The 20956-nt window shown below is 63.7% G+C and carries 20 protein-coding genes, 1 tRNA gene and 1 pseudogene; 12 read left to right on the forward strand and 10 right to left on the reverse strand.

The features are described 5' to 3' along the window. Positions 1-155: 155 nt before the first annotated feature. The 6 genes and pseudogenes from VNC39_RS17520 to VNC39_RS09695 form a co-directional block, all read right to left on the reverse strand. Positions 156-806: pseudogene (locus VNC39_RS17520) on the reverse strand (amino acid ABC transporter permease); the annotation flags it as partial. Next, positions 755-1699 carry an ABC transporter substrate-binding protein gene (locus VNC39_RS09675; RefSeq protein ID WP_325398602.1) on the reverse strand — a complete coding sequence of 315 codons (945 nt, stop codon included), beginning with the start codon at positions 1697-1699 and terminating at the stop codon, positions 755-757. The pseudogene VNC39_RS17520 and the gene VNC39_RS09675, both read right to left, overlap by 52 nt. A 578-nt stretch (positions 1700-2277) precedes the next feature. Beyond that, positions 2278-3084, reverse strand: a complete 807-nt coding sequence (eutC, locus tag VNC39_RS09680) for an ethanolamine ammonia-lyase subunit EutC (protein WP_325398603.1) — start codon at positions 3082-3084, stop codon at positions 2278-2280. Positions 3085-3094: 10 nt separating this feature from the next. Then, a complete protein-coding gene (locus tag VNC39_RS09685; protein ID WP_325398605.1) occupies positions 3095-4483 on the reverse strand; it encodes an ethanolamine ammonia-lyase subunit EutB in 1389 nt (462 codons plus the stop codon). A 12-nt stretch (positions 4484-4495) separates the two neighbouring features. Then, a complete protein-coding gene (gene eat, locus VNC39_RS09690; protein WP_325398607.1) occupies positions 4496-5959 on the reverse strand; it encodes an ethanolamine permease in 1464 nt (487 codons plus the stop codon). A 443-nt stretch (positions 5960-6402) separates the two neighbouring features. Further along, positions 6403-7956, reverse strand: a complete 1554-nt coding sequence (locus VNC39_RS09695) for a UxaA family hydrolase (RefSeq protein ID WP_325398608.1) — start codon at positions 7954-7956, stop codon at positions 6403-6405. Positions 7957-8390: 434 nt separating this feature from the next. Here VNC39_RS09695 and VNC39_RS09700 point away from each other — a divergent pair, with 434 nt between their 5' ends. The 4 genes from VNC39_RS09700 to pdxA are packed head-to-tail and all read left to right on the forward strand — an operon-like array spanning position 8391 to position 11996. Further along, positions 8391-8699 carry a hypothetical protein gene (locus tag VNC39_RS09700; RefSeq protein ID WP_325398609.1) on the forward strand — a complete coding sequence of 103 codons (309 nt, stop codon included), beginning with the start codon at positions 8391-8393 and terminating at the stop codon, positions 8697-8699. Between the two features lie 43 nt (positions 8700-8742). After that, entirely contained in the window at positions 8743-9717 is a 975-nt protein-coding gene (locus VNC39_RS09705; protein WP_325398611.1) for a 2-keto-3-deoxygluconate permease, read from the forward strand. Between the two features lie 4 nt (positions 9718-9721). Continuing rightward, positions 9722-10984, forward strand: a complete 1263-nt coding sequence (locus VNC39_RS09710) for a four-carbon acid sugar kinase family protein (RefSeq protein WP_325398613.1) — start codon at positions 9722-9724, stop codon at positions 10982-10984. A gap of 10 nt (positions 10985-10994) precedes the next feature. Then, positions 10995-11996, forward strand: coding sequence for a 4-hydroxythreonine-4-phosphate dehydrogenase PdxA (gene pdxA, locus VNC39_RS09715; protein ID WP_325398615.1), 1002 nt, complete (start codon positions 10995-10997; stop codon positions 11994-11996). 166 nt (positions 11997-12162) lie between these two features. Here the strand turns inward: pdxA and VNC39_RS09720 are convergent, their stop codons facing one another. After that, positions 12163-12369 (reverse strand): hypothetical protein, encoded by a 207-nt coding sequence (locus VNC39_RS09720; protein ID WP_325398617.1) that lies wholly within the window; start codon positions 12367-12369, stop codon positions 12163-12165. Between the two features lie 220 nt (positions 12370-12589). Further along, entirely contained in the window at positions 12590-13327 is a 738-nt protein-coding gene (locus VNC39_RS09725) for an SDR family NAD(P)-dependent oxidoreductase (protein WP_325398619.1), read from the reverse strand. A 38-nt stretch (positions 13328-13365) separates the two neighbouring features. Between VNC39_RS09725 and VNC39_RS09730 the strand changes: the two genes are divergently transcribed. The 8 genes from VNC39_RS09730 to VNC39_RS09765 all read left to right on the forward strand — a co-directional run bounded on the left by VNC39_RS09730 (position 13366) and on the right by VNC39_RS09765 (position 19899). Then, a complete protein-coding gene (locus VNC39_RS09730) occupies positions 13366-14268 on the forward strand; it encodes a YicC/YloC family endoribonuclease (protein ID WP_325398621.1) in 903 nt (300 codons plus the stop codon). Beyond that, positions 14261-14851 carry a guanylate kinase gene (gene gmk / locus VNC39_RS09735; RefSeq protein ID WP_325398623.1) on the forward strand — a complete coding sequence of 197 codons (591 nt, stop codon included), beginning with the start codon at positions 14261-14263 and terminating at the stop codon, positions 14849-14851. The genes VNC39_RS09730 and gmk overlap by 8 nt, the downstream gene beginning before the upstream one ends. A 165-nt stretch (positions 14852-15016) precedes the next feature. Beyond that, entirely contained in the window at positions 15017-17746 is a 2730-nt protein-coding gene (gyrA, locus tag VNC39_RS09740; RefSeq protein WP_325398625.1) for a DNA gyrase subunit A, read from the forward strand. Beyond that, positions 17739-18242, forward strand: coding sequence for a pantetheine-phosphate adenylyltransferase (coaD, locus tag VNC39_RS09745; RefSeq protein WP_325398627.1), 504 nt, complete (start codon positions 17739-17741; stop codon positions 18240-18242). Before gyrA ends, coaD begins: the two co-directional genes overlap by 8 nt. 64 nt (positions 18243-18306) lie before the next feature. Beyond that, on the forward strand, positions 18307-18798 hold the full coding sequence (locus VNC39_RS09750) for a peptidylprolyl isomerase (RefSeq protein ID WP_408840501.1): 492 nt from the start codon (positions 18307-18309) through the stop codon (positions 18796-18798). 80 nt (positions 18799-18878) lie between these two features. After that, positions 18879-18953: transfer RNA gene (locus tag VNC39_RS09755), tRNA-Lys, on the forward strand. A 270-nt stretch (positions 18954-19223) separates the two neighbouring features. Further along, positions 19224-19460 (forward strand): hypothetical protein, encoded by a 237-nt coding sequence (locus VNC39_RS09760; protein ID WP_325398631.1) that lies wholly within the window; start codon positions 19224-19226, stop codon positions 19458-19460. A 223-nt stretch (positions 19461-19683) separates the two neighbouring features. Beyond that, complete coding sequence (locus tag VNC39_RS09765; RefSeq protein ID WP_325398633.1) at positions 19684-19899, forward strand: hypothetical protein; 216 nt, start codon at positions 19684-19686, stop codon at positions 19897-19899. Between the two features lie 209 nt (positions 19900-20108). Here VNC39_RS09765 and VNC39_RS09770 read toward each other — a convergent pair whose 3' ends face one another. Then, entirely contained in the window at positions 20109-20498 is a 390-nt protein-coding gene (locus VNC39_RS09770) for a Crp/Fnr family transcriptional regulator (RefSeq protein ID WP_325398635.1), read from the reverse strand. 63 nt (positions 20499-20561) lie between these two features. After that, positions 20562-20956 (reverse strand): YqhA family protein (locus tag VNC39_RS09775; protein ID WP_325398637.1); only part of this gene is annotated, 395 nt, incomplete at its 5' end.

Raw genomic sequence — 20956 nt, forward strand, 5'->3', positions numbered from 1 at the left:
TCCGCTTCAGGAGGCGTGCCGTGGAGCGCGGCGGGCCGGACGGGCGCATCGGGCACAGGGGCACGGCGCCCCGGCAGCAGCCGGCGCAGGCGTTCGCGCGGCGAGGGCCGGTCGAGGTCCAGCATCACCTCGGCGAAAATCTGCAGCGCGGTAACGGCGCCGGTAAGCAACAGATACATCACGCCGGAGGCGAAGAAGATCGAAAAGAAGTCGAAGGTCGCGGAGGCGAGCTGGGTGCTGCGCAGGGTCAGCTCCTGCACGGCGATGACCGAGGCGAGCGATGAATTCTTGAGCGCGGTCACGGCCTCGTTGCCGAGCGCCGGCACCATCATGCGAATTGCCTGCGGCGCGATCACGCGGCACATCAGCACGAACGGCGTCATGCCGAGCGCCTGGCCGGCCGTCACTTGCCCGGCATCCACCCCGCGTACGCCGGCGCGAAGGATTTCGGCGATGAACGGCGCTTCGTTGGCAGCGAGCGCCAGGCCCGCGGCGGCCATCGGGCTCAAACGCAGCCCGATATGGGGCAGCGCGTCATAGGCGAAGACGAGTTGCAGGATCAGCGGCGTGCCGCGGAAAATCACAGTGTATGTGCGGGCCAGGCCGGAGAGCAGGTGAAAACGCGAGAGTTGCATGCTGGCAAGGACGAACCCTGCCAGCAAGCCGCCTGCCAGCCCAAGGCATGTCACTTCGAGGGTGACGGAAATGCCTTGGAGCAGATAAGACAGGCCGAGATAGTGCAGAAACAGCGTCATCAGCCGGTGATGAGCTTCGGCGCGGCGAGCGTGCCGGCATCGAGGGACCATTTCTTGAGCAGGACGCTCTCGACGCCGGCCTTCTGCAGATCGGAAAGCGCGGCCATCACGGCGCCGCGCATCTCCATGTTGCCTTTCGGCACGGCGATGCCGATCGAGTAGGGCAGGGTGACTGCGGTCGCCTTGCTGAGCTGGCTGGGATACGCCTTCACCGCCTGGTCAACCGTGTTGACGTCATTGATGTAGGTGTCCGCGCGGCCCGCCAGGATCGCCTGAATGCAGTCGGCATTGTTGTCGTAGAGCTGCAGCTGTGGCACGGGCTGGCCTTTTGCCTTGCAGGCGCCGGCGAGATTCTGGATGAGCGGCACCTCGACGAAGCCGGTGTTCTCGGCCGCGGTCGTGCCGCAGAGCGAGGTGTTGATGCCGGTGATCTTCTTGGGATTGCCGTTGGCGACCAGCACGCCGTCGAACACCTTGGAATAGGTGATGAAATCGGCGGCCTTGGCGCGCTCGGCGGTCGCGTAGATGTCGGAGATGACGATATCGGCCTGGCCGCTCTGCAACGTGGGCAGCAGCGCCGCGAAGCTGACCGAATTATAGGTCACATTGAAGCCGAGGCAGGCGCCAAGTTCCTTCGCCAGGTCGATGTCGAAGCCGACATATTGGCTCGGGTCGTTCGGGTCGAGCGCCTCGTAACCCGGCGTGTGCGGGTTGATCGCGTCGACCAGCGTCTTGCCCTTGAGGGCGGGATATTTTGCCTGCAGCGCCTGGCAGGAGGCGGGGGCAGCCGGCAGATCGGCGCTCGCGGCCGAGGCCATGGGCGCTGCGGCCGCCATCAGGCAGACGGCGCCAAAAATGGCCAGCAGCCAACGCGAAGGATGCAGCCTTCTTGTCGCGTGCTTCGCCGGATGTTGAAGACGCGCCGCTTCTTGTACCACGCTCATTCGTATCGCTCCTGTTGAACTGTGCGTTCGTCAAGGTAGCGTCTGGCGGGCACCATACTTTAGGACGTGTCGGGAGGACGCTGGCCAAATTGCCGGTAGTGTGCGGGATACGGCGCTCTCGTAATCATTCGGCGAAGCGCGCTGCCCGAAATATGCGCAATAATGGTGCCGCGCTTTCACCCGATGCCGCGCGTAACATTACGGCACAAGATGACACGCAATGATCGCGGTGATGCGGTAAACAGGAGGCCGGCCCTTCGGACAGTCCCCCTGTTCCTCCTCCCTGAAGGGCTGAAAAGGCGTGCCAGTGAGGCGGGCGGTTGTTGGGAACCGCCCGCCTTTGCCTAGGATCTGCATACGCGCAGCCATTGTTCCGATCCCGAGCGTCCGCGTATTTTCCCTGTTCCGTCAAGGGGTTTACCGGCTTCGCCGGCGCTTCGCGCCCTTGACGGAACAGGGAAAAGACGCCGAAAATGCAATGATCGAAAAAATGCCGATCTCTCAAGGCGCGGGCTAAATGGCGACCGCAATCCCGGGATCGTCCCCTATGTTTTTGCAGGTCGCAACCGGCCCTGCCGTCAATCGCCGATCAGAAAATTCCGCGGCGTTGGCGAACGGTCTGCCGGCAGCGCTTCCATACTGGTTTCGTCCTTGAGATCGACGCCGGAGAGCTTGCGCCGGCGCGCCTCGGTCAGCAGATAATGCAGCCGTCCCGCCGCGGCGGCGAAGCTCTGGCCTTCCGGCCGGACATTGGAGATGCAGTTGCGCGCCTCATCGGTCAGGCCGGCGCGCGGGGCGAAGGTGAGATAGAGGCCGAGGCTGTCGGGCGCGCTGAGGCCGGGGCGCTCACCGATCAACACTACGACGATCTCGGCCCCCAAAGCTTCGCCGATTTCGTCACCGATCGCGACGCGGCCTTGTTCCACGAGGGTGACCGGCGCCACGCGCAAAGCGGCCTTGGCCAGCAGCGGGCTCACGGCCTCCAGCATCGGCAGCGCGTGTTCGTTGACAGCCAAAGCGGAGAGGCCGTCGGCGATGACGAAGGCGATGTCAAAGCCGCGCGCGCCCGCCGCCGTGAAGCCGGCGAGCTTATCGCGCGAGGCATCGTCGAGGCGGCGGCCAAGGTCGGGGCGCCGCAGATAGGTCTCGCGGTCGGCGGCGGCGCTGTGCAGCTCGATCACGGGATAACCCGCAGCTTCGAGCCGCGCGAAGAGTCCGGCGCGGTCCATCGGCAGATGCACGGCGTCGCGCGCCCGCGCATGCGCGTACTGGAAGGCGAGCAAAGGCTGGGTCGGGATGCTCACGCCGGCGCGGCCGAGCGCGATGCGCGCCTGGGTAAAGCGGCGCAGACTTTCCCAGGGGTTGGAGACGACGAGTTTGGTCATCCCTGCATCCTCAGCCCATGCGGGCCAAAGCGGGGCCGAAGGCCGCCGGCAGTTGCGCGCGCAGACGGAGCCGGTCGGCGTCTTCGAAAATGCCGGCGCGCACCAGCCAGGCCTCGAACTCGGGCGCCATGCGCAGCCCCAGCACCTCGCGCACATAGAGCGCGTCATGGAAGGAGGTCGTCTGATAATTCAGCATCACATCGTCCGAGCCCGGAATGCCCATGATGAAATTGCAGCCTGCCGCCGGGAGCAGCGTCAGCAGCATGTCCATGTCGTCCTGATCGGCCTCGGCATGGTTGGTGTAGCAGATGTCACAGCCCATCGGCAGGCCGAGCAGCTTGCCGCAGAAATGATCCTCGAGCCCGGCGCGGATGATCTGCTTGCCGTTGAAGAGATATTCCGGCCCGATGAACCCGACCACGGTGTTGACCAGCAGCGGCTTGAATTTGCGCGCCACCGCGTAGGCGCGCGCCTCGCAGGTCTGCTGGTCGACGCCGTGATGCGCGTTGGCGGACAGCGCCGAGCCTTGCCCGGTCTCGAAATACATCACGTTGTCGCCGACCGTGCCGCGCTTGAGCGCAAGCGCCGCCGCGCGCCCTTCGGCGAGAACCGCGAGGTCGATGCCGAAGCTGCGATTGGCCGCCTCCGTGCCGGCGATCGACTGGAACACGAGATCGACCGGCACGCCGCGATTCATCGCCTCGAGCGAGGTGGTGACATGGGTCAGTACGCAGGATTGCGTGGGAATCTCATAAGCGTGGATCACGCCGTCGAGCATCTTGAGCAGTTCGCTCACCGCCGGCACGCTGTCGGTCGCGGGATTGATGCCGATCACCGCGTCGCCGCTGCCATAGAGCAGGCCGTCGAGAATGCTGGCGGCGATGCCGGAGGGATCGTCGGTCGGATGGTTGGGCTGCAGCCGCGTCGACATCCGCCCCGCAAGGCCGATGGTGTTGCGGAAGCGCGTCACCACGCGACATTTGCGGGCGACGAGGATGAGGTCCTGCACGCGCATCAATTTGGAAACCGCGGCGACCATTTCGGGCGTCAGCCCGGGCGCGAGGCGCGTCAACGCCGTTTCATCGGCTTCAGGCCCCAGCAGCCAGTTACGAAAATCGCCGACGGTGAAACTGCTGACCGGCGCAAAGGCGGCGGAATCATGCCCGTCGATGATCAGCCGCGTCACCTCGTCCTGCTCGTAGGGCACCAGGGCTTCGTTGAGGAACGCCTTCAGCGGCGTCTCGGCGAGCGCCATCTGCGCCGCCACGCGTTCCGAGGCGTCTTCGGCAATCAGCCCGGCGAGCGCATCGCCGGAACGCGCGCTGCTCGCCTTGGCGAGCAGCGTCTTCAAATCCGCGAAGCGGTAGGTCCGACCCCCGATGTTGTGCGTATATGCCACGTACTTACCCCATTAAGCGATTTCGGCTTGTTCGGCCTTCAGCGCCCCGGCCGTTTCGATGGCATCGCCATGAGCGGCCGTTGCGCGCCGCTTTTCGGTCAGGAGGAAGTAGACATAACCGATCGCAAGCATCACGGCAAAGATCACGAAGATCAGGAAATTGTAGTAGATCATTGCGATCAGCGCGACCATCGCCGACAACAGCGCAAAGGCCGGGAAGACCGGGTAGAACGGCGCGCGGAACGGCCGGTTCATGTCGGGCTGGGAGCGGCGCAGCTTGAACAGGCTGGCCATGCTGATGATGTACATCAGCAGCGCGCCGAACACCGACATAGTGACGATGTTGGCGGTCAAGGACTGGCCGGCGATCACGATCAGCTGGTCGCTGAAAATGGCGGCGATGCCGAGCACGCCGCCGGCGATGATCGCGATATGCGGCGTCTGGAAGCGGGGATGCACCTTGGCCAGCACGGGCGGCAGATACCCGGCCCGCGCCAGCGCGAAGATCTGGCGGGAGTAGCCGATGATGATGCCGTGGAACGAGGCGATCAGCCCGAACAGGCCGAGAAACACCAGCATGTGCAGCCAGCCGCTGTTCGCGCCGACGATGAATTTCATCGCTTCCGGCAGCGGATCGTTGATGTTCGAAAGCTTCGTCCAGTCGCCCGCAGCACCAGCGAACAACATCACGCCGATGGCCAGGGCGACCAGCGTGAGAATGCCGGCGATATAGGCGATGGGGATCGAGCGCCGCGGCATCTTGGTTTCCTCCGCCGCCATGGCGACGCCCTCGATGGCGAGGAAGAACCAGATGGCGAAGGGGATCGCCGCGAACATGCCGCCGAACGCCGCCAGGGTGAAATGGTCGTGCCCGGCCCAGCCGCCTTTGACGAAATTCGCCATCGAGAAGCCCGGGCTGACGACGCCCATGAAGACCAGCAGTTCGAAAATTGCCAGCACCGTGATGATGAGCTCAAAGGTCGCGGCGATTTCGACGCCGACGATGTTCAACCCCATGAAGATGATGTAGGCGCCCAAGGCGGCGATTTTCGGGTCGAGCGCGGGAAACTGCACATTGAGATAGGCGCCGATGGCCAGTGCGATGGCCGGGGGCGCGAAGACGAATTCGACCAGGGTCGCGACGCCGGCGAAATAGCCGCCTTTCGGCCCGAAGGCCTGGCGGGCATAGGCGAACGGGCCGCCGGCGCGCGGAATGGACGTCGTCAGCTCCGTGAAGCTGAAAATGAAGGTCGTATACATCGCGGCGATGAACAAAGCGGTGACCGTAAAGCCCAGCGTGCCGGCACTGGCCCACCCATAGCTCCACCCGAAATATTCGCCGGAGATGACGAGGCCGACGGCGATCGCCCATAATTGCAGCGTCGTGATGCTCTTCTTCAGCTCGGGGTGGGTACCGGCGCCGACGTGACGCCCGGGTCCCTCTTTGGCGCTGATGTGACCACCTTGCTCCGGCATATTATTTTCCTTCTAAAATAAACGGCGCCGTCCCCAGGGATTCACTTCGCCTCCCGAAGCTTCCGCCGAGCAGAGGTATTGCAGCAAATCCTGTGCCAAGAACCGGCATGACGTAGAGCCGTGTATCGGCATGTATCCGCCATCGAAGGGGGCGTTCGATTGGCGCGCCGCTATTCAGCGTGTGATCGTAATATCATCGATACGTTATTTTTTGGGCAGGTTTCGATTGTCCAGCGGAAAACGCTGAGAAAAATATAAAGACTCCATAAATAACGCATAAAGAACCTATAAAAACGAGGCGTAAGCGGCGGCAGAAAAATGTCTTCTGCGGCGCCGCGGGTCGGATGCGGTATCGAGATGAAACTATGGCGGTATTGCAATATTTTGGCGCGAGTTGAAATTTATGAGGGAGCCGGCGCTGATTCAGCGCCGGCTCTGCCTGTTCAGCTCATCACGCCGATTTGCCAGGGCACGAACTCATAGCGCCCCACGCCGAGCAGCTCGCTCTTTGACTTCTCGCCTGATGCGGTGCGGAGCAGCAGATCGAAAATCAACTGGCCCATCTCGGGCAGGCTCGCGGTGCCATCCAGGATCTCGCCGCAATTGAGGTCCATGTCCTCTTCCAGCCGGCGGAACATTGGCGAATTGGTGGCGAGCTTTACCGAGGGGGTCGGCTTGCAGCCGAACATCGAGCCGCGGCCGGTGGTGAAGGCAATGAGATTCGCCCCGCCAGCCACCTGGCCGGTGGCGGAAACCGGGTCGAAGCCAGGCGTATCCATGAAGACCAACCCCTTCGCCTTCACCTGTTCCGCATATTTGTAAACGTCCATCAGGGGCCCGGTGCCGCCCTTCATCGAGGAGCCGAGCGATTTTTCGAAGATATTGGCCAGCCCGCCCATCTGGTTGCCGGGGCTCACCACGCCGTTGATCTGCGTGTCGCGGCCTTTGTTGTAATCATCCTTCCACCAGCGGATGCGCTCGATCAGTTTCTCGCCGACCTCGCGGCTCACGGCGCGGCGGGTCAGCGTGTGCTCCACGCCATAGATTTCCGGCGTTTCGGAGAGAATGGCCGTGCCGCCATGGCGCACCAGCAGATCCATCGCCGCGCCCAGGGCCGGGTTGGCGGTGATGGAGGAAAACCCGTCCGAGCCGCCGCATTGCAGGCCGACGACCAGATGGCTGGCGGGGACGGTCTGGCGCCGCACCTGGTTCGCCTCCGGCAGCAGCGCCTTCACCGCCTCGATCGCCGCCGCGATGGTTTTGCGGGTGCCGCCGCTCTCCTGCATGGTGAAGGTTTTTAAGTAAGGCCCCACCGCCATGCCCTGCTCGGCCATCAGCCCGGCGATCTGGTGCCGTTCGCAACCGAGCCCGATGATCAAGGCGGCGGCCAGGTTCGGGTGGCGGACATAGCCCGCCGTGGTGCGGCGGAGCAGAGACATCGGCTCGCCGGTCATTTCCATGCCGCAGCCGATGCCGTGGCTGAACGCCACCACGCCATCCACGTTCGGATAATCGGCAAGCCGTTCAGGCGTAAAATAATCGGCGACCGCATGCACCACGGTGGCGGAGCAGTTCACGGTGGACATCACGCCGATATAATTGCGCGTGCCGACCCGCCCGTCCGGCCGCACAATGCCCTGGAAAGTCGCGCGTTCCGCCTCCTTGATCATCTCCACCGGGCGGTAATCGGCGCCGTAGGCATAGTCGCGGTCGAAATCGGAGAACAAAGTGTTGTGGCTGTGCACCAGCGCGCCGGGCGGTATTTCCTCCGCGGCGAAGCCGATCGTCACATTATATTTACGGATCGGCTCGCCCTTGGCGATCGTGCGCGCCGCGATTTTATAGCCGGCCTGCACGCTCTCCCGGCAGGTCACGCCCTCCTCGGGAATTTCCGCGCCCGGCGCCAGGGGAATGCGGGCGACCACCACATTGTCGTCGGGATTCAGCCGGACGACGGCGCCGGTGATGCGTTTGGCGGAGAGATCGATCATGTTCATGGGACGTGTCCTGTTTATGTTTTTGGGACGATGCGGCGAGCGCAAAGGAAGGCTTCTTTTTGTGAACAAAAAGAAGCAAAAAAACTTTGTTATGCTGGGCTCCGGGCAATATCAGCGACAACGCCCATGCCCTCCTGGGCTATTCCAACGGTGCCACGCACCGCCGGAACCTTCAGCCCCTCCGCCCAGCGTAGTTAAAAGTTTTTGCGCCGCATTTTTCAAAAAGCGGCCGCTTTCTAAAGCGCTCACGGAAGGCGGTGTTTCCTGATGTTTGTTTTCGGGGCTGGCCCGCTCTGTAAGCGGTCGCATCGGGGCCGCGTTGCGTCAAGGCGCGCGCTCCACATTGCCCTGTTGTTTCTGCAACCCAGGATTTACGAAACCAAACGCGGAAGATCCGCTTTGCGCCCCTTTTTCATGTTGCAAAGGCGAAGGCGATGCCGTATATGTTGCGACGCAGCATGAGCATGGCTCTGCTGCAGGACGTTTCCTCCCTAAACTTGGCGGTGCTTAGGCACCGCTTTTTTTTTGCCAGGCACCGGCCGGGCGCGGCTAATCGAGCCCGGGTTCCGGAAAAATTTTGCAGTGCCGAACAGTGCGGCGGCAAATTGTTTCAGGGCGGCGTCGCACGCCAAAAACGCCTGAATCCCAATCAAGTAGCGGCACGGGTGCGGCATTTTGCGCGGCTCGCGCGCGGGGCAGGGCGCAAAATTGGACGCGAACCAGGGGTTTACGTGAAAAATTAAACCGCACTATGACACCGCATCGCACTAAGGAGACTGTCTGATCGTGTCGTTGCCCATAAAAAAAACCCTGGACCGGCTGCCCGGCGGAATGATGATTGTGCCGTTGCTCATCGGTTCGGTGATTGTGACGCTCGCGCCCAATACGGGTAAATTCTTCGGCTCGTTTACGGGCGCCTTGTTCACGGGCGCGCTACCGATTCTGGCCGTGTTCTATGTTTGCATGGGGTCGACGATTTCGGTCGGCATGCTGCCGAACGTGGCGCGCAAGGGCGGGGTGCTGCTCGCCACCAAAATTGTGCTCGGTATTGTGGTCGGCATCGTTCTGGGCCATTTCCTCGGCGAGGCGCCGGTCAGCTCGGGCTGGTTTGCCGGCGTCTCCACGCTGGCGATCGTCGCCGCGATCAATGACACCAATGGCGGCCTGTACATGGCGCTGATGGGCCAATACGGCACGTCGGACGAAGCCGCCGCCTATTCGATCATGACGCTGGAATCCGGGCCGTTCCTGACCATGGTCACGCTGGGCGTGGCCGGTCTTTCGGCCTTCCCCTGGCAGACCCTGGTGGGTGCGATCCTGCCGCTGGCCTTCGGCATCCTGATCGGCAATCTTGACCGGCAGATGCGCGACTTCCTGGGCCGCGCAGCGCCGGTGATGATTCCGTTCTTCGCCTTTGCCCTGGGCACCACGCTCAACCTGCATCTGGTCTGGCGCGCCGGCCTGCTGGGCCTCGTGCTCGGTGTGGTGGTCGTGGCCGTTTCCGGCTGCGTCATGGTGATTGCGGATAAGTTCACGGGCGGCAACGGCACGGCGGGCATCGCCGCGGCCACCACGGCCGGTAACGCCGCGGCGGTTCCGGCCCTGGTGGCGAGTGCGAACCATGCTTATGCGGCGGCGGCAGCGCCGGCCACGGTGCTGGTGGCGGCCTGCGTGATCGTTTCCAGCATTGCCGCGCCGATCCTCACGGCCTGGTGGGCAGGGATGGTGAAAAAGCCGAAGACTTCCACGGTGACAGTCTGACGCGATGCCTGCAACGCCTGAAATCCTGATCATCGCCGATGATCTTTCGGGGGCGGCCGATTGCGCGATCGCCTGTTTGGCCGCCGGGATCGATAGTTTCGTCGCACTCGACGGGGACCGCGCGGTCCCGCCGTCGGGGGCGCTGGCGATCGATACCGACAGCCGCCGCTTGCCCGGTGAGGCGGCGGCGGCGACCACCGCGCGCGTGCTGCGCCGCCACGCCGGCCCGCAGACCCGTCTGATCTACAAAAAGATGGATTCGACGGTGCGCGGCAATTTTGCCGCGGAAATCGCCGCCTGTCTGGCGGTGGCGCGGACCGAGCTGTCCGCGCCGGAGGCCGTGGCGATTTTCGCCCCGGCCTATCCGCGCAACGGCCGCACCACCAGAGGCGGGCATCAATATCTGCGCGATGTGCCGTTGGAGGAAACGGAAACCTGGCGGCATGACGGCATTTCCGGCCGCGCCCATTTGCCGGAAATCATGGCGCGGACTGGCCTCAAGGTCGGCCTGGTCGAGCTGGCCGTGCTGCACGGCCCGGATCTCGCCGCGACGCTGCGTGACATGAGCCGCAGCCACGACGTGCTGGTGTTCGACGCCGCCGTGGAGGAGGATCTGCAGGCGATTGCCGAGGCAGGCCAGCAACTCGGGCCGATGACTGTGTGGGCGGGTTCCGCGGGCCTCGCCCGCTATCTGCCGCAGGCGGCGGGCCTGGCGCGCCCGGCGGCGGCGCAAGTTCCCGGAAAGACCCAGGCCGGCCCGGTGATCTGCGCGGTCGGCAGCCTGTCTCAGGTCTCGCGCGGCCAGTTCGAGCGGCTTTGCGCGGCGGATGGCGTCAGCGGCTTCGTCGTGCCGCCGGAGCTGCTGCGCCATGGGCCAGACGCCGAGGATTGGCACCAGCTGAACGCGGCGATTGCCGGCGCCATCGCGGCCGGGCAGGACATTGCCGTGATGATCGGCGATTCCGACCATCTGGACACCAGCGAGGCGCTGAAGCTTGCCGCCGTTCTGGCGGCGCTTCTGCATCCGTATCTGGCGCAGGCGCGGGGGATCATCGCCACCGGCGGCGAAACGGCGCGCGCCTTGCTGCGGACGCTGGAGGTCACGGCGCTGCAACTCGTCACCGAGGTCGAACCCGGTGTGCCGCTATCGGTGGTCGGCACCGGCCCGGCGGCCGGCTTGCGCGTGATCACCAAGGCAGGTGCGTTCGGCACGGCGGAAACGCTGCTGCATTGCCGCAACCATTTGAAATCCTCTCTTACAAGTTGAAGGTGAAGCCATGAGCCTACCCCGTATCGCGATTACCATGGGCGACGCCGCCGGCGTCGGCCCGGAAGTGATCGTCAAGAGCCTCGCCCATGCCGAACTGTACGAGACCTGCCGCCCGCTGGTGATCGGCGACGCCGCGCGCCTGCAAAAGGCCGCGGAGATCGCCGGCGTGAAACTCACGATGAACCCGCTCACGCGCGACAGCATCGGCGCGGCGCGCTACACGCCCGGCATCGTCGATGTCGTCGATCTCAAGCTGATCCCCGCCGATCTGCCGTTCGGCAAGCTCTCCCCCATCGCGGGCGATGCGGCGTTCCAGTACATCAAGGTCGCGACCGAACTCGCGGTGGCCGGGCAGGTGGAAGCCATCTGCACGGCGCCGCTGAACAAGGAAGCGTTGCATGCCGGCGGCCACATCTATCCCGGCCATACGGAAATGCTCGCGGCGCTGACCGGCACCGAGGAAGTCTCGATGATGCTGACCGCGCCGCGCCTGCGCGTGATTCACGTCACCACCCATATCGGCCTGATGGATGCGATCCGCAAAATCGAGCCGGGCCTGGTGGAGCGCACCATCGCCCGCGGCCATGAGGTGCTGGTGAAGGCCGGCCTGCCGCGCCAGAAAATCGGCGTCTGTGCCATCAACCCGCATGCCGGGGAAAACGGCCTGTTCGGCCAGGGCGAGGAAGCGGCGAAAATCACCCCCGCAATCCAGGCCTGCCGCGCCAAGGGCTGGGATGTTGAAGGCCCGCTGCCGGCCGACACGCTGTTCTTCCGCGCCGGCCGTGGCGATTTCGACCTGGTGGTGGCCATGTATCACGATCAGGGCCACGGCCCGGTGAAGGTGCTGGGCATCGAAGCCGGCGTGAACATCACCGTCGGCCTGCCGGTCATCCGCACCTCGGTCGACCACGGCACCGCCTTCGACATCGCCGGCACGGGCAAGGCCGACGAGCGCAGCCTGCTGGAAGCGTTGCGCCAGGGGATCGAACTGGCCCCGCGGCCGAACTAACATAAGAAAGCGGCCGCTTTTTAAAAAAAGCGGCGCAAAAATTTTTATTTATGCTGGGCCTGAGGCTGTGTCGCTGACAACGCCCGCGGCCCAGCATAACAAAGTTTTTTTGCTACTTTTTGTTCACAAAAAGTAGCCTTCCTTTCTTGTCTTTCTGGCTTTTTCGTTACGAAAGAGCGTAGCGCCATGCGCTGACGTGCCGCGGCGTGGCGGTCGCGGCCGTTGCCTGCTCTTCCTCGTGCACGCGCTGTTCGGAGGAAAAAACGCCCGCGCTGCTGCCGTGGGGCGTGGTTGTGACCACACACGCCGGGAAGGTGCGCTGAAAGCGTGGAACAGCCCACAGCACGAAATTATAGGATTTCTGACTCATCATCCTCTTATCCTGCTGTCTTTGAGTTAAATCTCAAGAAAACGTGGGACCCTTCTAGCGCCAAACCAAGCACGCCTCCGTTATGTTCTGATTAAACTGTTTTATTATGCGTTAATGGAACCTGAAGGCTCGTTTTGGGCCGTGCGGGTTTCGCTGCCCCCGGCCCAAAGTCAGAAAAGTTTTTGCGCCGCTTTTTCCAAAAAGCGGCCGCTTGCTGACTTGTTTAACCTTGCGGCGGCTTGCCGGGGATCGCGGAAAACAGCCGCTTCGGCATCAGATTGCCGAACCAGGCGAGGGCGGCGAGCCAAAGCGGGAAGGTGATGCTCCGCTGCCCGCGCGCGATGCCGACGGCGATGATTTTCGCGGCCAGACCGGAATCCATCAGCCCTGGCATGGCGTAGGGGTTTTTGGCCGTGAGCGGCGTGCGGATGAAGCCCGGACGCACGATGGTCAGGGTGACCCCTTCGCGTGCCGCGCGCGGCGCCGTGGCCCGCACCCAGAAATCCAGCGCCGCTTTCGCCGCGGAATAAGCGGGGGAGCTGGGCAGGGCGATCAGCCCGGCGATCGAGCCGACGATCACGATATGCCGGCACCGCCGTGCCAAGGCCGGCAGCACGGTGTTGAACACGCCATCCACATTGGTCCCGAACACCGCCCGGATTTGTTCGCCGCTCTCGAAAGCCCCGTCTCCCGGCCCGGCGGAGATCCCGGCATTGGCGATCGCCAGATCGAGGCCGGGAATGTCGCGCACCCAGGATTCCATGCCCTCCCGATTCGTGACGTCGAGCAGGGTTTCCGTCGCGCTCGCGCCCCGGGCCCGCACCTCCGCCGCCACGGCGCCGAGGCGGGCTTCATCGCGGCCGCAGAGATGCAGAGTCACGCCGGGGGCGGCGAGTTCGAGCGCCAGCGCGCGGCCCAGCCCACTTGAGGCGCCGGTCAAGGCGATGTTCCGGTAAAGCATATGGGCAGCCTAGCAGCCTCCTGCTAAGAGGCCAGCCTATGACCGAGAAAACCATATTGGCGTCCATGACCGGCTTTGCCCGCCGCCAGGGCGAGGTAAGCGCAGTGTCCTGGACCTGGGAATTGCGCAGCGTGAATGGCCGCGGCCTCGACATCAAACTGCGCCTGCCGAGCGGGCTGGATGGGCTGGAGCTGCCGCTCCGCGATCTCGCCGCCAAGCGGCTGAAGCGCGGCAACGTGTCGGGCACGCTCACCCTCAGGCGTGAGGCCGTCGCCGGCGTCACGGCCGATCTCGCCGCGCTCGAGCGGATCAAGGATCTGGCGATCGGGCTTGCCGACAGCATTCCCGGCGCCTTGCCGCCGCGGGCCGAGCTGCTGCTGGCGTTGCCCGGCGTGATGCGCAGCATTTCCGCGCAGGACGATACGGAAGAGATGCAGGCCGCCTTGGCTGAAGACGTGCGCGCCGGTTTTGCCGCGGCGCTCGACGAGCTGGTGGCGGCCCGCGCCGGGGAAGGGGCGCGCCTGGCCGGCATCGCCGCCGTGCTGCTCGCCGAGATCGAGGCGCTGCATGAAGCCGCCACAGCAGAGGCGGCCACCCAGCCGGCCTTGCACAAAGCGCGGCTGCAGGCGCAGCTCGCGGAACTGCTCGGCAGCACGCCCTCCTTGCCGGAGGAAAAAATCGCCCAGGAAATCGCGCTGCTCGCCACCAAGTCGGATGTGCGTGAAGAACTCGACCGGTTGCACGCCCATATCGGGGCGGCCCGCGCGCTGCTGGCCGAAGGTGCGGCCGTTGGCCGCAGGCTCGATTTCCTGATGCAGGAATTCAACCGCGAGGCGAATACCCTGTGCAGCAAATCCGTGTCGCTGCCGCTAACATCCATCGGCCTGTCTTTGAAGGCGACCATCGAACAATTGCGCGAGCAGGTACAGAACATTGAATAGGCGCGGCCTTTGCCTGGTTTTGGCAGCACCTTCCGGTGCCGGCAAAACATCGCTGTCGCACGCCTTGCTGGCGTCGGATCCGTCGCTCCATCTCTCGGTCAGTGTTACCACCAGGGCGCCGCGTGCCGGCGAGGTGGACGGCGAGCATTACCATTTCATCGACCAGCCGGCTTTTGATGCCATGGTCGCGGCGAACGAATTTCTCGAATACGCGCAGGTGTTTGGCCGCTCCTACGGCACGCCGCGCGACGCGGTCGAGGCGGCGCTGGCGGATGGGCAGGACATTTTGTTCGACATCGACTGGCAGGGCTTTCGCCAGTTGCGCGCCACGCTGGGGCGGGATGTCGTTGGCGTGTTCATCAAGCCGCCATCGCTTGGCGCGCTGCGCCAGCGCCTGGTGGCGCGCGGCGACGATGCCGCCCAGGTCGAGCGCCGCATGTCGCACGCCGAGGACGAACTCTCCCATGCCGGCGAGTTCGATTACCTCGTGGAAAATACCGATTTCGAGACGGCGCTGGCGGATTTGCGGGCGATTCTGCGGGCCGGCCGCCTCGCCGCCATCCGGCAAATTCCGGCGCCGTAAGGCGCCGGGGCGCAAGGGCGCGCGGCCCGTCGGGCGATTTGGAAGAACTCGTGATCTATGCTATCGAATTGCATGAACTTAAGGCAAAACTCTTTATGATTTCAGCGTCTTGTTTCGTGCGGGACCACGCCTTCGGCGGCCGCGCCGCAGCTTCCCTGATCTGACATGAACGATCTCACCGATGAGCCCGGCGGCGCCGGTCTGACGCCCCGCGGGTTGGAGCCTGTCTCGATCGAGCAGGAGATGCGGAAATCGTATCTCGATTACGCCATGTCCGTCATCGTCAGCCGTGCGCTGCCCGATGTGCGTGACGGGCTGAAGCCGGTGCACCGGCGCATCCTGTACGCGATGAACGAGGCCGGCAACACGCCGGACAAGCCGTACCGCAAATCCGCGCGCATGACCGGTGACGTGATGGGCGCGTACCATCCGCACGGCGACAGCGCGATTTATCTTGCCGCCGTGCGCATGGCGCAGGATTTCTCGATGCGCCTGCCGCTGATCGACGGCCAGGGCAATTTCGGTTCGATCGACGGCGATATGCCGGCGGCGATGCGTTATACCGAAATGCGCCTCGACCCGGCGGCCATGCTGCTGCTCGCCGACATCGACAAGGACACGGTCGATTTCCAGCCGAACTATGACGAGAGCGAGCAGGAGCCGCAGGTTCTGCCGGCGTCTTTCCCGAATCTCCTGATCAACGGTTCGAACGGCATCGCGGTCGGCATGGCCACCAACATTCCGCCGCACAACCCGGGCGAGATCGTGGATGCGGCGCTGGCGCTGATCGCCGACCCCGACATGTCGCTCGAAGAGCTGATGAAGATCGTGCCCGGTCCGGATTTTCCGACCGCCGGCATCATTCTCGGCCGCTCGGGCATCCGCAATGCGTTCGAGACCGGGCGCGGCTCCATTACCGTGCGTGCGCGCGCGAGCATCGAGCAGATCCGCAAGGACCGTGACGCCATCATCGTCACTGAAATTCCCTATCAGGTGAATAAGAGCACGCTGCTGGAACGCATCGCCGAGCTGGTGCGCGCCAAGGAGATCGAGGGCATCGCCGATCTGCGCGACGAAAGCGACCGCGAGGGGTTGCGCATCGTCGTGGAGTTGCGGCGCGATGCCACGCCGGAAGTGGTGTTGAACAAGCTCTATCGCTTCACCAACCTGCAGACGACGTTCGGCATCAACATGCTGGCGTTGGACAAGGGCCGGCCGCGGCAGATGGGCCTCAAAGAGATGCTGAGCTGCTTCGTGGAGTTCCGCGAAGAGGTCATTCTCCGCCGCGCCCGCTTCGAACTGGCGAAGGCCCGCGACCGCGCGCATCTGCTCATCGGTCTCGCCATCGCGGTGGCGAATATCGACGAGGTGATCCGCATCATCCGCAGCAGCCCGGATTCCAACACCGCCCGCGCGGCGCTGATGGCGCGCGACTGGGCGGCGGAGAATGTCGTGCCGTTGCTCGCGCTGATCGACGATGTCGGCAATACGATTTCCGCCGCGAACACGATCCGCCTTACCGACGCCCAGGCACGCGGCATTCTGGAGTTGCGCCTGGCCCGCCTCACCGGGCTCGAGCGTGACAAAATCCAAGCCGAGCTGACCGAAGTTGCCGTGAAAATCACGGAACTTCTCGACATCATCGGCTCGCGCATCCGCCGCCTGGAAGTCATGCGCGAGGAACTGCTCGCCGCACGCGCCAAGATCGCCTCGCCGCGCCGTTCCACCATCGAGGATCTGGAAACCGACCAGGACGATGAAGCCCTGATCGAGCCCGGCCAGATGGTGGTCACGCTGACCCGTGACGGATTCATCAAGCGTACGGCTTTGGAAACGTTCCGGGCGCAGAACCGTGGCGGCCGCGGCCGCTCCGCCACCTCCACGCGCGGCGATGACGTGGTGACGCGCAGCTTTAACGCGCACACCCACCAGTTCGTGCTGTTCTTCTCGTCCGGCGGCAAGGCGTTCCGCGAGAAAGTGTGGAAATTGCCGGAGGCGACGACCACCGCGAAAGGCCGCGCGCTGATCAACCTGCTGCCGGAACTGGGCACGGACGAAATCACCACCGTGTTGCCGCTGCCGCAGGATGAAAGCCTGTGGGAGAATCTGCATCTGGTCTTCGCCACGGCGAGCGGCGGCGTGCGCCGCAACAAACTGGCGGATTTCCGCAATGTCCGCGCCGCCGGGCTGATCGCGATGAAGCTCGACGAGGGCGACCGGCTGATCGGTGTCGCCACCTGCCGCGAGGGGGACGATGTGTTCCTGGCGACGAAGCGCGGCCGCTGCATCCGCTTTCAGATCACCGACGAGACGCTGCGCGTGTTCTCCGGCCGCGATTCGGCCGGTGTGCGCGGCATCAAGCTCGGCGCGGATGACGAGGTGATGAGTCTTTCGGTGCTGCGGCATGTCGAGGCGACGGCCGAAGAGCGTGCCGCCTACCTCAAATACGCCGCGGCGCAGCGCCGTAATGGCGATGACGAGGCGGTCGAGGCGCCGGAAGCCGGGGAAGAACCGGTCACCGACATCGCGCTGTCCGACGAGCGTGTCGCGCAACTTGCGTCGGCGGAGGAAATCCTCCTCACCGTCACCGATTCCGGCTTCGGCAAGCGCTCCTCGGCCTATGAATATCGCGTCACCAACCGGGGCGGGCAGGGCATCGCCAACATCACCCTGAACGCCCGGCGCAACGGCAACGCCGTTGCCGCCAGCTTCCAGGTGCGCGAGGGCGACGACGTGATGATGGTCACCGATGGCGGCCGCCTGATCCGCGTGCCGGTCGACCAGGTGCGCATCACCGGCCGCGCGGCCATGGGGGTGACCATGTTCCGCCTGGACGATGATGAGCGCGTGACCAGCGTCTTCTCGGTATTGGAGCAGGAAGCCGAAGATGGCTAAGGCCCGCGTTGCCCTGTATCCCGGCACGTTCGACCCGATCACCAACGGCCATCTGGACATTATCGCGCGCGCCGCGAGACTGGCCGACCGGCTGGTGGTGGGCGTGGCGACGAATGCGGGGAAGGGGCCGATCTTCACGCTGGAGGAGCGGACCGAGCTGGTGAAGGCGGAGACCGACATCATCGCCGACCAGATCGGCGCCAAGATCGAGGTGCGGCCGTTCTCGTCGTTGTTGATCGCCTTTGCCCGCGAGGTCGGGGCGGGCATGATCGTGCGCGGCTTACGCGCGGTCTCGGATTTCGACTACGAATTTCAGATGGCGGGGATGAACTACCGGCTTGATCCGGAGATCGAGACGGTGTTCCTGATGGCGAGCGAGCGCCACCAGTTCATCTCGTCGCGCTTTGTGAAAGACATCGCCGCCCTGGGCGGCGACATTTCGTCCTTCGTGCCGAAGCTGACCGGTGCCAGGACGCTCGCCAAATTGAGGAGCTGACATGCTGAAACGCCGCGCTTTTTGTTCAGCCGCCGCCGCAACCCCTTTCGTGACTGGAGTGATGATGACCGAACAAGCTGATGCCGCCCCGACCTCAAACACCGTTCTGATGGAGCTGAAGGACGGCACCGTCACCATCGTGCTGCGCCCTGACCTGGCCCCGCAGGCCGCCGAACGCATCCGCGTCCTCACCGCCCAGGGTTTTTATGACGGCTGCAAGTTTTTCCGCGTCATTCCCGGTTTCGTGGCCCAGACCGGCGACCGCACCAATACCGGCATGCACGGCTCGGATTTGCCGAACCTGCCGGCCGAATTCACCACCGACGCCAGCTTCCTCACCGGCGCGGTCGGCATGGCCCGCACCTCGGACCCGAACTCCGCCAACAGCCAGTTTTTCATCTGCCTGGCCCCCGCCACCTTCCTGGACGGCAATTACACGCTGGTCGGCCAGGTGACCGCGGGCATGGAAGCGGTGGAAAAGATCAAGCCCGGCGCCGGCCAGAGCGGCTCGGTCACCGATCCCGACTCGATCATCAAAATGACCCTCGGGGCATAAAAACCGCTCTCCTCTATTGACGGCGGGTGGCAAAATCTGGTTCACCCGCGGTCACGCAAGGTGCGCCGCACCTTGCTGGCGAGCCTGTAGCTCAGTGGTAGAGCATTCGACTTTTAATCGAACGGCCGTGGGTTCGACCCCCACCGGGCTCACCAATTCGCCAAGAATGTTTTTGTAAGCCTGGGAATGACCCTCGTCGTCATTCACCGGATATTGGCGGGCACCGTTGAGAGTGGGTGCCGATGACGCCGCACTCACAAATAAAATCTTGTTTTGACCCTAAAATAAACGTAACGTTCGCCGCGAGATAGCGTTTAAATATCGCCAACAGTCTTTATAATGAAACGCTCCGGCGCCCTTTGTCGCCTTTCGTAAATCGGGTCGGAGCGAACGATGGTGATTTCCCCAGGGAAGCGGCGCAACAAATGAGTCGTTCTGTGTTTTCCGCCCGTGCGGACTACCTGCTAAGGGTCGATGGCAAGGTCTTCGGCGTGCTCTTCCCGAGCCTTGAAGAGGCCGAGGAAATGGCGCGGACCTTCGTCACGAGGGGGGCCGCCAAAGTGGTTATTGCGCGCCACGGAAGGGGATTGATCGTCAGACGTTTCGGCGCCGCGGCGCATGCCGGTCTGGCGGGCGCAGCCTGTGGCCATGACGGCGTTTGACGCGCCGGCGGACCTCGCGACACTAGGAACAGGCCAGCCGGCAAGCGGCAGGTTCCGCGCCTGGAATTCACCGCAACCCTCAAGGGCTTGGTTGATGTTTTTCAAGCCCAGACCGGCCATTTTTCGGCCATCATGTGAACATAAAATCGCCCTCATCTTTCTTTTGCCTGTTGCGCGGATGCAACTCGAGTCCGTATAAACGCCTTCTTGGAAGGAGGCGCTCATGCCGTCAGATGACACTCTGAACCGCAACACCCGTCCAAACCCCCGCAAGGGGGATCGGGGTCTGCGCCGGTCGGATCGCGACACGGCCGTCTATATTGAAGATGGATGGATTTTTCGGGTGAAACCGGGGGCGCCGATCGAATGTGTGCGCCTGACAGCCCATCCGGACGTGCGATCTTCGGGTGAAGCGCCGCTGGGTCAGGCCGGCGAATAGAATTGCAGATATTGAGGCGGATTCAGAAGATTTCAGATCGTCGCGTGAATCGCCGTGTAAAAAAATAAGCTTGGAGTCGTTGCGATGGGACGCCAGGCAGGGGTTATCGTTGTGAATCGAGAACGGATCGGCTCTGCATCGGATTGTCGGTGCCACATTTTCCACTCGCTCACACGGAATTCGTTATTTCCGCATAAGCGCTCGGCGTTCTAAGGCGGCCCGCCAAAAAGGGCGGTATTTGTGGTGCGCAGGCGATGCGCGAGTTCGCTCATCACATACCAGCAGAAATTTGGCATCTCTTCGATCATGAAACGGAATTTCTTGCGGTCGATCACCGCCAGCTGTGTCGCGCCGTTCGCGCGCGCCGTGACCGTGCGTGGCTGGTCGTCGAGCAGCGACAGAATACCGAGCGCCCTGCCGGCGCCGATCCGTTCCAACGGTTTGCTCCGGGCGGCGAGATCGACCGCGCCGCTCAGCACGACATACATGAAGGCCGGCCGGTCGCCTTCGCGAAACACCAAGTCGCCGTCGTCATAATCCTTGATCGTGCCGACGGCGCCGGCAAATTCCCTGAAATCGATTCCCGGGGTCATGGACATGGGGCTCACCTTGCGGCGAAGGCTGGATGTCACCCTGACGACAGCATGCGCCGCATTCGCAAGTCAATGCATTTCGGGCGGCGTTTGATCCAGTTCCCGGTCGCTCAGCCTGTCGGTTAGAGCCAGCATCAGCCCGAGCACCGCGAAGACGAGCGTCACCACAACCTGCCAGAACAGATCGCGGTTCGCCTCGCTGCCGACCTCCAGGAAACTCCCCAGCAGATGCACCGCGGCGATGACGGTGATCGTCGCGATCAGTCTTAGCTTCAACCCGCTGAAATTGATCCGCGCCAGCCATTCCGGCCGCGAGTCGTTGTCCTTGAAGCTGACGCGACTCACAAAATTCTCATAGCCCGAGAGGGTTACGAGCACGACCAGATTGGCTGTCAGGGACAGGTCGATGAGCGAGACGGTGAGAAGGATGAGATCTTTCTCGCTCATTTCCGGCAGCGTCGGCA

The sequence above is a fragment of the Acidocella sp. genome (genome assembly GCF_035535915.1).
Lineage (GTDB): Bacteria > Pseudomonadota > Alphaproteobacteria > Acetobacterales > Acetobacteraceae > Acidocella.

Bases quoted from the DNA above. Each gene is read 5' to 3' on its own strand.
- VNC39_RS09675 (WP_325398602.1), bottom strand. From the start codon at position 1,699: ATGAGCGTGGTACAAGAAGCGGCGCGTCTTCAACATCCGGCGAAGCAC.
- eutC (WP_325398603.1), bottom strand. From the start codon at position 3,084: ATGACCAAACTCGTCGTCTCCAACCCCTGGGAAAGTCTGCGCCGCTTT.
- eat (WP_325398607.1), bottom strand. From the start codon at position 5,959: ATGCCGGAGCAAGGTGGTCACATCAGCGCCAAAGAGGGACCCGGGCGT.
- VNC39_RS09695 (WP_325398608.1), bottom strand. From the start codon at position 7,956: ATGAACATGATCGATCTCTCCGCCAAACGCATCACCGGCGCCGTCGTC.
- VNC39_RS09700 (WP_325398609.1), top strand. From the start codon at position 8,391: ATGCCGTATATGTTGCGACGCAGCATGAGCATGGCTCTGCTGCAGGAC.
- VNC39_RS09710 (WP_325398613.1), top strand. From the start codon at position 9,722: ATGCCTGCAACGCCTGAAATCCTGATCATCGCCGATGATCTTTCGGGG.
- pdxA (WP_325398615.1), top strand. From the start codon at position 10,995: ATGAGCCTACCCCGTATCGCGATTACCATGGGCGACGCCGCCGGCGTC.
- VNC39_RS09720 (WP_325398617.1), bottom strand. From the start codon at position 12,369: ATGATGAGTCAGAAATCCTATAATTTCGTGCTGTGGGCTGTTCCACGC.
- VNC39_RS09725 (WP_325398619.1), bottom strand. From the start codon at position 13,327: ATGCTTTACCGGAACATCGCCTTGACCGGCGCCTCAAGTGGGCTGGGC.
- VNC39_RS09730 (WP_325398621.1), top strand. From the start codon at position 13,366: ATGACCGAGAAAACCATATTGGCGTCCATGACCGGCTTTGCCCGCCGC.
- gyrA (WP_325398625.1), top strand. From the start codon at position 15,017: ATGAACGATCTCACCGATGAGCCCGGCGGCGCCGGTCTGACGCCCCGC.
- coaD (WP_325398627.1), top strand. From the start codon at position 17,739: ATGGCTAAGGCCCGCGTTGCCCTGTATCCCGGCACGTTCGACCCGATC.
- VNC39_RS09750 (WP_408840501.1), top strand. From the start codon at position 18,307: ATGACCGAACAAGCTGATGCCGCCCCGACCTCAAACACCGTTCTGATG.
- VNC39_RS09760 (WP_325398631.1), top strand. From the start codon at position 19,224: ATGAGTCGTTCTGTGTTTTCCGCCCGTGCGGACTACCTGCTAAGGGTC.
- VNC39_RS09765 (WP_325398633.1), top strand. From the start codon at position 19,684: ATGCCGTCAGATGACACTCTGAACCGCAACACCCGTCCAAACCCCCGC.
- VNC39_RS09770 (WP_325398635.1), bottom strand. From the start codon at position 20,498: ATGTCCATGACCCCGGGAATCGATTTCAGGGAATTTGCCGGCGCCGTC.